Source organism: Chelatococcus caeni, from assembly GCF_014196925.1.
Taxonomy (GTDB): Bacteria; Pseudomonadota; Alphaproteobacteria; order Rhizobiales; family Beijerinckiaceae; genus Chelatococcus_A; species Chelatococcus_A caeni.
The window spans coordinates 1-11,965 of record NZ_JACIEN010000015.1; the positions used below are offsets into that span (position 1 = coordinate 1).

The window sequence follows — 11,965 nt, forward strand, 5'->3', positions numbered from 1 at the left end:
GATCGCGGCCATCCGGCCTCGCGTCGCTCGTGTCCACATCCATAGTGTGAATCACGAACCGACCCACAGGGGAAGCCCTTTCTCAAACGGTCTCTAAGCTCTGGAAAGAAAAGACATAGTCGCGCCCCTAACTTAGAGTCTAACAAAGAGTCTAACGTTGAAGAGCGCGCGCGCGATGTGGAAAACATCGCCGGAAGGTCCGAAAGGGACCGCAAATCATCATCTGAAAGTAATGATACACGTCTTACGTCTTTCCGTAAATCCGTAAACGGCTCCACTTCATCTTCGGACGTCCAGCGACCGTCTTTCGGCGATGACCCGGGAGGCGCGCAATGATCGTCGCGCTCCTCAACCAGAAGGGAGGCGTCGGCAAGACGACGCTGGCCCTGCACCTCGCCGGCCAATGGGCGGCTGAAGGCAAGCGCGTCATCCTGATCGACGCGGACCCGCAAGGCTCGGCTCTGGACTGGTCGCAGCAGCGCAGCCGCGAGGGCCTGCCGCGCCTGTTCGGCGTGGTCGGCCTGGCACGCGATACCCTGCATCGCGAAGCGCCCGAACTCGCCCGTGATGCCGATCATGTCGTCATCGACGGCCCGCCACGTGTGGCCGGCCTCATGCGCTCGGCGCTGCTTGCAGCCGACCTCGTGCTAATCCCGGTGCAGCCGTCACCGCTCGATGGCTGGGCGTCAGCCGAGATGCTGGCGCTGCTCACCGAGGCGCGCATCTATCGGCCTGAGCTCATCGCCCGGTTCGTGCTGAACCGCTGCGGCGCCCGCACCGTCATCACCCGCGAGACGGCCGAGACGCTCGCCGACCACGATCCGCCGTTGCTCTCGGCGACCATCGGCCAGCGTGCCGCCTTCGCCGACCTGGCGCAGTCGGGCCGCCTCGTGTTCGAGGCCGAGCACGACAGTATGGCTGCCCGCGAGATTGCTGCCTTCGCCGCGAAAGTGGGGAGGCTGGCGCCATGAAGCTTCCCGCACATTCCATCCTGACCGGTGACTGCCGCGTCCTCATGCCGGCGCATGGGCCGTTCGACATGATCTTCGCCGATCCGCCCTATGGCGACACGTCGCTCGCCTGGGATCGCCGTGTCGAGGGCTGGCTTCCGCTCGCTCGGGGGGCATTGCGGCCGTCCGGCTCAATGTGGGTATTCGGCTCGCTGCGCTGCTTCATGGCGACCGCCGCGGCGTTCGATGACGCCGGCTGGAAATACGCCCAAGAGATCGTCTGGGAGAAGCAGAACGGCTCCGGCTTTCACGCCGATCGCTTCAAGCGCGTCCATGAACTCGTCGCCCAGTTCTATCGCAGCGATGCGCGATGGAGCGCGGTCTACAACGTCGTGCAGACGACGCCGGACGCCACAGCGCGCACTGTGCGCCGCAAGAAGCGACCCCCTCATACCGGCCATATCGATGCCGGCCACTATGTCAGCGAGGATGGCGGGCCACGCCTGATGCGTTCGGTCATCCATGCCCGCAACGCCCATGGCCGCGCCATCCATCCGACCGAAAAGCCGTCCGGTCTGATCGAAATCCTCATCCGCACGAGTTGCCCGGAAGGCGGCCTGGTCGGTGACTGGTTCGCCGGATCGGGCGCGGCCGGCGAAGCCTGCCGCTTCTCCGGCCGCCGCTATCTCGGCTGCGAGCTCGACCCGGTGATGGCGCGCAAAGCCGCCGACCGCATCGCCGCGCTTCTGCCGCTCGCCACGGGAGACAGGTCATGATGAAGCCGCCGCACAAGCGCGGCTTCGCCGCCCGCCCGACAGATCCCGACGACTGGATCAAGGCCGCCGATCGGCTCCCGTCGGCCTCTTCATCCGCGCCACCATCCGGCTCCGGCTTCACCGCCCGGCTGACCATCGACGTCACGCCGGACCTGCGCGGCCGCATCAAGATCGCCGCCTTCCAACGCGGCGTCACCGTCGCCGACATGCTGCGCGAGCTGCTCGCGCGCGAATTCCCAAAATCACCAGGAGACCCGTCATGACAGGCATCGCGGCACCCCGCATGCGCGGCGGCCCGATGCCGTCGCCCGCACCATCCGACCGTCTCACCCATGTCGAGCTCACATGGGTGGAGAAGAAGATCGAATACTGGATCAGGTTCGGCCAGCCCACCTACGAAACGATCCTCGACCGTCGTTGCCGTGTCCTTTCCTTCCGGCCGAACACGATCTTTGCCTTCGTCCGCTGGGCCTCCAACGACTTCGGCACGATCATCTCGCGCATCGACATCGTGCGCGCAGTCGAGCCCGGCGAAGCCTATCAAACGCTGCCTTTCGTGCGCCCCGGCGGCGACATCCTGCTCAAGATCGAGAGCTGGCCGAAGGCCGACCGGGTGCTGCAACTGGTCGACGCCATCGAAGCGCTGACGCTCGATCCGGCCGACGCAGCGCCCGACTACTGGCGACACGTTCACAATCGGCTGACGGCCGGACACGAGCCGCGCAGCTACACGCGCGAGCAGCATCAGGCGTGGCTCAAGCGCCGGAGGATCGGGCCATGACCCGCATCGGATGGGCGATGGCGACCTTCGTAGCGACCAGCGCCGTCGCGGTTTCGACCTGGATCGATGCGCCGATCAAACTCATCTGGAACGCCTCGGCCAGCGCGCCGATCGGCTTCTACTTCGTTGAACCGGCAGGACGTCTGGAGGTCACCGATCTGGTCGCGGTCGATGCGCCCGAACCGATCGCCAGTTTCCTCGCCAATGGCCGATATCTGCCGCCCGATACGCCGCTCCTGAAGCGCGTACTGGGTCTTCCAGGACAGACCGTCTGCCGCGTCGGTGTCCTCATCACAGTCGACAGCGTGGAGATGGGAGCAGCGCTCGAGCACGACCGCCTCGGCCGCCCGCTGCCCGATTGGCAGGGCTGCCGGGTGATCGCCGAGGGCGAAATCTTCCTGATGAACTGGGACGTCCCTGACAGTCTCGACGGGCGCTATTTCGGCCCGGTCCCAGCCGGTTCGGTCATCGGCCGCGCGGTCCCCTTGTGGATCGACGAGAAGGGCGAAGGCCGCTTCGAATGGCGGGCGGCGACGCGGTGAACGCCCTGCCTACGGCGGGCGCGCTGCTCGCCGATCTTCATCCCACCGCACGTTGAAAGGAACTAGTCATGCCGCAGATTGGCGAATTCACCCGTGAGAAAACCGGCTTCATCGGCCGCATCCATACCATCGCAATCCAGTGCGAAATCAGCATCGTTCCGGTCGAACCGTCCGAGGTCGAGAATGCGCCGAACTATCGCATCCATCTCGGCCCGGATGACAATGGACCGGAGATCGGTGTGGCCTGGACGGAGTCCAGCGAGAAGGCCGGTGAATATCTGTCGCTGACGATCGATGACCCCAGCTTCCCCCAGCCGGTCCGCGCCCGCCTGTTCCAGAACGGCGCGGACGCGACGTCATGGTCGCTGCACTGGAGCCGCCCGCAAAAGCGCGGCGAACGGAAATAGGTCATGCGGATCGTTCGTTTGAGCCCCGCATCACCGATGTCACCCGGGCGGCCTCGCGCTGCCCGGCGCATCCTCCTCCTTCTCCTTTCCGGCCTGACCTTGGCCGCCGCGCCGCCGCCCGCCGTTCTTGCGCAGAGCGCGCCATCGGCTGAGCAGCCATCGCGCGATCCCCATGCCGCCTATGTGACGGAAGCCTCGCAGCGTTTCGGCATTCCCGAGCGCTGGATCAGGGCGGTGCGTCGCGTCGAAAGCGCCGACGACGTGCATGCTGTGTCATCGGCGGGCGCGATGGGCCTGATGCAGGTCATGCCCGATACCTGGGCCGAACTGCGCATCCGCCATCGCCTCGGCAGCGATCCTTTCGACCCGCGCGACAACATTCTCGCGGGCACGGCCTACCTGCGTGAGATGTACGATCTCTTCGGTTCACCGGGCTTCCTCGCCGCCTACAATGCCGGTCCCAGGCGCTACGAGGAATATCTCGCGGGCCGCCCCCTGCCTGCCGAAACCCGCGCCTATGTCGCTACACTCGCGCCGCTGATAGGCGCTGGAAACGTGACGCCCGGCCAGCCAGGAAATGTCGCCGTCGCTGCCGCCGATCCGCATGCCTGGCGCCGATCGCCGCTCTTCGTGACGCCATCCGCGCATCGTCTGCAGGCCGGTCAGCCGACATACGATGTGCAGTCCGGCGATACTTCGGCTGCGCCTTCGTTGCACGACCAAACCACCATTTCACTGCAGTCCGGCAGCCTCTTCGTCGCCCGTGCCGGAGAAGGGGACCGGTCATGAGGGAATTCGCAGCATGGCGCAGCGTGGCGTGGTCTGGAGAAGGCTGTGCGGGAAGGAGGGAGGAGCGGAGAGCAACGACAGCAGGACGGCGAGATAAAAGGGCCTCGCCAAATTCGCACAAGCCATTGACATGGCTTGGCTTTTGGCGTGCCGGTCGGTCGGGTCGCGTGCCGCTTTTTCTGATTTATGTCACGTTTTCAACGCTATTTCCGGCACTGTGCCGGGATTGCCTGCCTCTAAGGGCCTGCTCATGAGCGAAGGCGACAGCGAGTTTCGTATCCGTCCGGGACGCATCAGATCGACCCGCGCCCCCAAGCCCAAGAGCTTTATCAACCAGGTGCTGCGGGCCGCGAAGAAGGCGGGGCACAGCTCAGGCGAGGTGCGCGCCAAACGCGCCCCCCGCCGTGGTCACTCGACCTTCGGCAGGGGCCGTGTCAGGTTCAGCCGCTCGCGCATCTTCAGCGCCTCGCGCCGCGTCGTCGTCAAGGCGCGTGTCGTGCGCCACCAAGGCAAGTCGTTCCGCTCTGCCCCGCTCTCGGCCCATCTCTCATACCTGAAGCGCGAGGGCGTCAGCCGGGATGGAGAGAAGGGCGTGATGTTCGACGCGACCAACGAGCGCGCCGACGATCTCGCCTTCTCCGATCGCTGCAAGGATGACCGGCACCACTTTCGCTTCATCGTCTCGCCCGAGGATGCCGGCGAGATGACCGACCTGCGCGAATTCACCCGCGATCTCGTCAGCCAGATGGAATCGGATCTCGGCACCAGGCTCGACTGGGTCGCCGTCGATCACTGGAACACCGACAATCCCCACGTCCATCTTCTCGTGCGTGGGGTCGATGAGACTGGCGCCGATCTGGTCATCTCGCGCGACTATATCAGCCGCGGCCTGCGCTCGCGCGCCGAAGATCTGGTCTCGCTCGAGCTCGGCCCCAAGCCCGAACACGAGATCCGCAATGCGCTGGAGAAGGAGGTCACGGCCGAACGCTGGACGCGGCTCGATGTCGAGATCCGCATCGCCGCCGACGAGACCGGCTTCATCGACCTGCGCCCCGAAGCCACCGGCAAGTCCGATCCCTCGCTGCGCCGCCTGATGATTGGCCGCCTCCAGCATCTCGAAAAGATGGGGCTTGCCGACCAGGGCTCTCCCGGCGAATGGACCGTCGGGCTCCAGGCCGAACGCACCTTGCGCGATCTCGGCATGCGCGGCGACATCATCAAGACCATGCACCGCGCCTTCACCGAACGCGGGCAGGATCGCGGCTTCAGCGACTATGTGATCGACGGCGGCGGCGCGGGCTCTCCCATCATCGGCCGCCTGGTCGATCGCGGCCTGCATGACGAGCTGACCGGCGAAGCCTACGCGGTGATCGACGGCACGGACGGCCGCGCCCATCACGTCCGCTTCCGCGGCATCGAAGCCTTCAAACACTCCCCGCCGATCGGCGGCATCGTGGAGGTGCGCCGCTTTGGCGGTGAGGACGACAAGCGCCCGACGCTCATGCTCGCCAACCGGTCCGACTTCGATCTCAATCGGCAGATCACCGCGCCGGGCGCGACCTGGCTCGATCACCGCCTGGTCGAGCGCGAGCCGATGCCGATGTCGGCGGGCGGCTTCGGCGCCGAGGTCCGCGACGCCATGAAGGCCCGTGCCGAGCATCTGGCCGAGGAAGGCCTCGCGCGACGTCAGGGCCAGCGTATCATCCTGCAGCGCAATCTCCTTAACACCCTGCGCCAGCGCGAGATCGATGCCGTCGGCGCCAAGCTTCAGGCGGAAACAGGTTTGCCGTTCCAGAAGGCTCAGACCGGCGAGCATGTCGCTGGCCTCTACCGCCAGCGCGTCACGCTGACCTCAGGCCGCTTCGCCATGATCGACAATGGTCTCGGCTTCCAGCTCGTGCCCTGGACGCCACCGCTCGAGAAGAAGCTCGGCCAGCACATCGCCGGCGTCGCCAAGGGAAACGGCGGAATCGAATGGAGCCTGGGCCGCCAGCGCGGGCTCGGGCTCTAATCCTTACGACCGAATGCTAGAGCTTTGTCCTGCCGGCTGCGAAATCGTAGCGCTTGCGTAATCAAAGCGGCTGCGGTCGCAGGAACCGATCGATCATCATCGTGATCAACTTGCGGCTTTCGTCAAAGTCGACGTCGGACGTCATCAGCGGCAGCATGGGAGCGGCGTCGAGCACGGCGACCAGCACAGCGCTCGCGTGCCTGGGGTCGAGACCCGGATCGACCTCGCCGCGCGCCTGGCCCGCCTTGAGCGTGTCGGCGAGAAGCTGACGGATGCCGTCGGTGTTGGCCTGCAAGATGGCGTGGATCTTCTCATTGCGTCCGGCCTCGGCCAGCAACTCAAACAGGATGCGACAGTGGGCGAGATCATCCCAGCCGCTCATGCTCCAGAGCTCGGACAGCAGGACCGTTGCCGTTGGCTCGTCCTTCGTATGGCGACCAAAGTGCCCGTGGAGCTGCACCAGGTAGTCGTCGGCCATCTGCTCGACGATCGCCTCCTTGCTGGGAAAGTAGTGATAGAGGTGGCCTGGGCTCATGCCCGCTTCCTTGCAGATCATCGAGATCGACGCGCCTTGCAGTCCATTGCGCAGGAAGCAGCGATGGGCGGCGGCCAGGATTTCCTGCCGTTTGCTCTCATGCTGTTCGGGGACGACCTTGCGGACCATGGGGGCTCCATAGAGATAGTATGATCGCTCTATTATAGCTTGACCACGCCGCGATCATTATTAGAATGATCACTCAAACTATGATGGAATGGCCACCGCGTCCAGTTGGATACGGCCGGCCGTTATCGATTTTGCGGGGCTCCATGAACAAGACACTTCCAATCCTGACCGCCACCCTGGCGTGGTTGCTGGCGGCCTTCTTCCTCTTTGGCGCATACGGCAACACATTCCTTTCGGAAGAAAACGCGGCCGCCTATGCGGCCTGGGGCTATCCCGGCTGGTTCCATTACGTCACCGCCGCCCTTGAGCTGGCTGCCGCGCTGCTTCTGCTCCGCGCGATCACGAGACCTGTTGGTGCCGGGCTAGGCGCGATGGTGATGGCCGCGGCCGTCCTCACGACGCTGGTCAATGCGGACTATGACCATTCGACCGCTCCGAGCGTCGTGCTCCTCGTCTCGCTGACGGTGCTCGGCCTGTCCCTGTTCGTGCGACGCGCCAACGCCTGAATTCTTCCTCCCCGGAGTTCACTTCCATGAACGATAGATCTTCGCCGGTCGGCACGGCCGAGCCAACCAACACGCCTGTAGCCTATGCCGACAGATGGTCCGACCTCCTGTCAGGAAGGCATCTCGCCATCGTCCTCGTCATGGCGAGCGGCGTGCTGCTCTACGCGATGAACCTCTATTTCACCGCAGCGCTCATGCCCTCCATCGTCGCCGATATCGGCGGGCAGCAATATTATGCGTGGGTGACGACAGGCTTCGTCATCTCGGCCATCGTGGCCTCCCTGTTCGTCAGCCGTATCCTCGACTGGAAGGGACCGGCGCTTGCCTATGTGGCGGCCTTCGTCGTCTTCGCGCTCGGCGCGGCGGCCAATGCCGCCAGCCCGACAATGGAACTGCTGATCGTCGGCCGGGTGGTACAGGGCCTCGGCGGCGGCCTGCTGGCAGGGCTCGGCTACGCCGTGATCCGCTCAGCCCTTCCCGAACGGCATTGGGCGCGGGCAACCGGCGTCGTGTCGGCCATGTGGGGCTTGGGTACGCTCTTCGGTCCGGCGCTCGGCGGCCTGTTCGCCGAACTCGGCCTCTGGCGCTGGTCCTATGCCGGGCTCGCCCTCGTTTCACTGATCTTCGCCATCGTCGCGCAGCGTTCCTTCGCCGGGACAGCCGGTTCAGGGCATCGCTCGCCCGTGCCCGTCGCCTCGCTCATCCCGCTGGTTCTGGCGACCATCGCCATCAGCCTCAGCGCCATCGCGCCTATCGGCTGGCCAACCCTGGCGACGATCGGCATCGGTTTCGTGCTGCTTTGGCTCTTTGTCGTGGTGGAGCGACGCTCGCACAACACCATTCTTCCGCGCATCACCTATCGGCGCGGCAACGCCCTGAAATGGGTCTATCTGACCGTCGCCGCACTCAGCGCCGGAGTCATGGTCGAGAACTTCATTCCGCTCTTCGGCCAACAGCTCGCCGGCCTCAGCCCGTTGATCGCCGGCCTGCTCGGCGCGGTGCTGTCGCTCGCTTGGGTCATCGCACAATTGTTCGTCGTCTCGGTTTCCTCCGAGAGCGGCCGCCGACGCGCCATACGCCTCGGGCCGTTGCTTCTGACGGCAGGCCTCATCGCCTATGGCCTGTTGCAGACGGAAAACGCCAGCCTGACCACGGTGGCGATCTGGACTGCGGTTCTCGCGCTCGCGGGCATCGGCATCGGCCTCGCCTGGCCGCTGCTCGGCGTGGCCGCCATGAGCAGCACGACCGATCCGGCCGAAGGCGGCAAGGCGGCGGCGGCGATCACCACCACCCAACTCATCGCCTTCTCCATCACCTCGGCTGTCGCCGGCACGTTGATGGCGGCGGGCGGGGACTCGGTCGCCGATGCGGCGCGCTATGTCAGCCTCGGCATCGCCCTGTTGACCCTGCTCGGCATCTTTGCAGCGGGGATCGCAACCCGGAAATAGCGAGGCGATCGGCGCGACCCGAATGTCCCTGAGGATGCAAGAACACCCCGCCAGATCGTCCAGACGGGGTGTTCATCCACAAAGCTGAAGAAAATAGCGCCTCAGGCCTGGAGGATTACCTTCATCGCCTTTTCGCGTGCGGCATTCGCAAAGACGTCATAGGCGTTCAGAATCTCATCCAGCGGGAAGCGATGGGTCACCAGCTTGCCTGGATTGACCTTACCGGATCCCAAGGTCTTCAGCAGCATGGGCGTGGTGTTGGTGCATACCAGCCCCATCGAGATGTTGATGTTCCTGATCCAGAGTTCTTCGATATGAAGCTGGACGGGTTTGCCGTGAACGCCGACGTTGGCGATGTTGCCGCCGGCCGAGACGATCTTCTGGCAGATATCGAAGGTCGCCGGAATGCCGACCGCCTCGATGGCGACGTCGACGCCTGCTCCGCCGGTGATCTCCAAAACGCGCGTAACAGCGTCTTCCGTTCCGACCTGGACCAGATCAGTGGCGCCGAACTGTTTGGCCAGTTCCAGCCGCGCCGGGTCCATGTCGATCATGATGATGCGGCCGGGCGAGTAGAACTGCGAGGTCAGCAGCACCGACATGCCCACCGGGCCGGCGCCGATTATCGCGATGGTGTCGCCCGGCTTCACCCGACCGGCCTGGACGCCGATCTCAAGCCCGGTCGGCATAATGTCCGATAGCATCACCAGCGCCTCTTCGTCAGCGCCCTCCGGGATGGGGTAGAGCGAATTGTCGCCATAGGGGATGCGGACATATTCCGCCTGGGTGCCATCGATCTTATGGCCGAGGATCCAGCCCCCGTCCGAGCAATGCGCGTAAAGCTGGCGCTTGCAGTTCGGGCAGGTCCCGCAGGAGGTGACGCAGGAAATCAGAACCGCGTCGCCCTTCTTGAAGTTGCGCACGGCTCCGCCGACTTCCTCAACCACGCCGACACCTTCATGGCCCAGCGTCCGGCCTTCGGTCACCGCGGGCACATCCCCCTTCAGGATATGAAGATCGGTGCCGCAAATCGTGGTCTTGGTCACCCGCACGATCACGTCGGTGGGTTTTTCAATGCCAGGTTTTGCCTTTTCGACCCAGTCTTTCTTGCCGGGTCCTTGATAGACGAGCGCTTTCATTCTCGTTTCCTCCTTGGGCGCTGATTGTCCGATGTCTTTACCCCGGGCCACGTCGACCCCGCCTGTCCGATTTTCGGACAGGCGGGCCTGGCAGACGCGCGCCGAAGACGAACGAATTCATCCCTGAATCGTGGAGCCTGATTCAGCGCCGACGCGAGACGCCATATTGCTCGAGCTTGAGATAGAGCGTCGAGCGTGAAATCCCGAGACGCCGCGCCGTCTCGCTCAGATTGCCGTCGCATTCGGCGACCGTGTCGAGAACATGGGCCCGTTCGCGATCGCGCAGCGTTTCCCCGCTGTCAGACCGCTCTCGCTCGGTATGGCGCTGTCCCCCTCGGCGATCCGCGAAAGAAATAATCAACCCCTGCACTTCGCCCTCCTCCGAGATCACCTCCACGTCGGCGTCGGGCAGGCCCTCGCGGATCCGTTCGGCAAGCACGCGGGCATCCTCATGGAGGCTCGCCTCATCCAGCAGATCGGCGACCGAGACGAGCCTTGCATCGATCCACCTGCTGTCGTGCGAAGCCCAGATCCTGCGGCCGTGGCGGTCAACCAGGATCCTGTCGCGGTCAAGGGACCCTGCCGCATCGAGCAGCCGTCTGATGAGCCGCTCGCGCTCCTGCAACATCGTTCCACGCAGCGTCTCCTCGATCTGCAGCGCGAGACCGACGGCGAGCGCCGCGCCCTGCCGCATGTGTTCATCGGACGGGGCCGAGACATCCACAACGCCTAGAACCCGCCCGTCCACCGGATCTCGCACGGGCGCCGCCGCACAGGACCAACGCTGGATCGCCTCGCAGAAATGCTCGACGCTGCCGATGGTGACAGGCGCGCCCAGATGCAGCGCCGTGCCGATCGCATTGGTGCCGATCGCAGTTTCCGCCCACAGTCCGCCGGGATGGAGATGGTTCTCCTCGCCGCGCGACCGGATGCGCGCGTCGCCCGCCGCCTCGAGAATGACGCCGCCGCCATCGCAAAGCAGGAGCATGGCGCCGGCATCCTCAAGCATGTCGCCCGCCTGTCGCACCGCGCTCTCTGCCGCTCGGCGCAGGCGCCAGTTCCTCGACCGGCGCCGGTTCAGTTCATCCAGAGCCAAGGATGGCGCCTGCTGAAGCGAATACAGCCCTCCATCACTGCGCGACCGGATCCATGATCCGAGCACGACTTCCCGAATCCCCTCCGGCACGCTCCCCAAGGCACGGAAGCGCTCCCAGTCCCCCTTTTGGAGGCCTTCACCCATGGGCCGTTCCATTCCCGATCAGCCAGCGAGCTTCATGCTTTCACCCTAACAAGGATCAGGATGACTCGGAACTCCGCGCACAGCCCCGTGGAGACTGAGAACCGCCACCAACCAAAACTGCGCAATCCCAACATCTTTCTCGGCCCTATGCTACATCGCGAACGCACCAGCTTTTCCGATATGCACGCTATGCTATCCGTTTATTCGACAGTTCTATTCTCGCTCTTGTCATGGCGGTTTCGAGGCTCGATCTGCCGGGTATTTGCCCGGAAGCACACCCATGTCCGCCACCAAAATACTCTGGGGCCAGATCCTCACCGTCTTCCTGATCGTCCTCGTCACGACGTGGGGCGCGACGCAGTATGTGGCCTGGCAGCTCGGCTATCAGGCGCAGCTCGGCACGCCCTGGTTCGTACTCGCCGGCGCCCCGATCTATTATCCGCCGGCGATCTTCTGGTGGTGGTACTTCTTCGACGTCTACGCGCCGAACGTCTTCGCCAGAGGCGGCATTATCGCAGCATCCGGCGGCTTCATCGCCATTGCCGTCGCCATCGGCATGTCGATCTGGCGCGCCCGCGAACAGAAGAATGTCGAGACCTATGGCTCCGCGCGATGGGCTAAGAGTCCGTTTGAGAATGGTGTCAGTGGCTGATCCTGCGCAGCAGCAGGCTTCCCATGGCGACGTGGATCATGGCCTCGGACACGTCGATGC

At 64.7% G+C, this 11,965-nt stretch carries 13 protein-coding genes and 1 pseudogene; 11 read left to right on the forward strand and 3 right to left on the reverse strand.

What is annotated here, in order from left to right; genetic code table 11:
• Nucleotides 1–332: 332 nt before the first annotated feature.
• The 8 genes from parA to GGR16_RS25975 all read left to right on the forward strand — a co-directional run bounded on the left by parA (nucleotide 333) and on the right by GGR16_RS25975 (nucleotide 6,256).
• Complete coding sequence (gene parA / locus GGR16_RS25940) at nucleotides 333–971, forward strand: ParA family partition ATPase (protein WP_183319122.1); 639 nt, start codon at nucleotides 333–335, stop codon at nucleotides 969–971.
• A gap of 68 nt (nucleotides 972–1,039) precedes the next feature.
• Entirely contained in the window at nucleotides 1,040–1,726 is a 687-nt protein-coding gene (locus GGR16_RS25945) for a DNA-methyltransferase (protein WP_425486606.1), read from the forward strand.
• Nucleotides 1,723–1,989 (forward strand): ribbon-helix-helix protein, encoded by a 267-nt coding sequence (locus GGR16_RS25950; protein WP_183319125.1) that lies wholly within the window; start codon nucleotides 1,723–1,725, stop codon nucleotides 1,987–1,989. The genes GGR16_RS25945 and GGR16_RS25950 overlap by 4 nt, the downstream gene beginning before the upstream one ends.
• Nucleotides 1,986–2,507, forward strand: coding sequence for a DUF2840 domain-containing protein (locus GGR16_RS25955; protein WP_183319127.1), 522 nt, complete (start codon nucleotides 1,986–1,988; stop codon nucleotides 2,505–2,507). The genes GGR16_RS25950 and GGR16_RS25955 overlap by 4 nt, the downstream gene beginning before the upstream one ends.
• Nucleotides 2,504–3,049: a S26 family signal peptidase gene (locus GGR16_RS25960; RefSeq protein ID WP_183319129.1), complete on the forward strand. Its 546-nt coding sequence runs from the start codon at nucleotides 2,504–2,506 to the stop codon at nucleotides 3,047–3,049. The genes GGR16_RS25955 and GGR16_RS25960 overlap by 4 nt, the downstream gene beginning before the upstream one ends.
• Before the next feature lie 68 nt (nucleotides 3,050–3,117).
• Nucleotides 3,118–3,456 (forward strand): DUF736 domain-containing protein, encoded by a 339-nt coding sequence (locus GGR16_RS25965; protein WP_183319131.1) that lies wholly within the window; start codon nucleotides 3,118–3,120, stop codon nucleotides 3,454–3,456.
• A gap of 3 nt (nucleotides 3,457–3,459) precedes the next feature.
• A complete protein-coding gene (locus GGR16_RS25970) occupies nucleotides 3,460–4,245 on the forward strand; it encodes a lytic transglycosylase domain-containing protein (RefSeq protein ID WP_183319133.1) in 786 nt (261 codons plus the stop codon).
• A 250-nt stretch (nucleotides 4,246–4,495) separates the two neighbouring features.
• On the forward strand, nucleotides 4,496–6,256 hold the full coding sequence (locus tag GGR16_RS25975; protein ID WP_183319135.1) for a relaxase/mobilization nuclease domain-containing protein: 1,761 nt from the start codon (nucleotides 4,496–4,498) through the stop codon (nucleotides 6,254–6,256).
• 61 nt (nucleotides 6,257–6,317) lie between these two features.
• On the opposite strand, the gene GGR16_RS25980 is transcribed toward GGR16_RS25975, so the two are convergent.
• Complete coding sequence (locus GGR16_RS25980; RefSeq protein WP_183319137.1) at nucleotides 6,318–6,920, reverse strand: TetR/AcrR family transcriptional regulator; 603 nt, start codon at nucleotides 6,918–6,920, stop codon at nucleotides 6,318–6,320.
• Nucleotides 6,921–7,063: 143 nt separating this feature from the next.
• On the opposite strand from GGR16_RS25980, the gene GGR16_RS25985 reads away from it, so the two are divergent.
• Nucleotides 7,064–7,426: a DoxX family protein gene (locus GGR16_RS25985; RefSeq protein WP_183319139.1), complete on the forward strand. Its 363-nt coding sequence runs from the start codon at nucleotides 7,064–7,066 to the stop codon at nucleotides 7,424–7,426.
• A gap of 26 nt (nucleotides 7,427–7,452) precedes the next feature.
• Nucleotides 7,453–8,874 (forward strand): MFS transporter, encoded by a 1,422-nt coding sequence (locus GGR16_RS25990; protein ID WP_183319141.1) that lies wholly within the window; start codon nucleotides 7,453–7,455, stop codon nucleotides 8,872–8,874.
• Nucleotides 8,875–8,975: 101 nt separating this feature from the next.
• Here the strand turns inward: GGR16_RS25990 and GGR16_RS25995 are convergent, their stop codons facing one another.
• Complete coding sequence (locus GGR16_RS25995; protein ID WP_183319143.1) at nucleotides 8,976–10,013, reverse strand: zinc-dependent alcohol dehydrogenase family protein; 1,038 nt, start codon at nucleotides 10,011–10,013, stop codon at nucleotides 8,976–8,978.
• Nucleotides 10,014–10,155: 142 nt separating this feature from the next.
• A complete protein-coding gene (locus GGR16_RS26000; RefSeq protein ID WP_183319145.1) occupies nucleotides 10,156–11,253 on the reverse strand; it encodes a helix-turn-helix domain-containing protein in 1,098 nt (365 codons plus the stop codon).
• Between the two features lie 280 nt (nucleotides 11,254–11,533).
• On the opposite strand from GGR16_RS26000, the pseudogene GGR16_RS26005 reads away from it, so the two are divergent.
• A pseudogene (locus GGR16_RS26005) lies at nucleotides 11,534–11,875 on the forward strand (conjugal transfer protein TraG); the annotation flags it as partial.
• Between the last annotated feature and the right edge of the window lie 90 nt (nucleotides 11,876–11,965).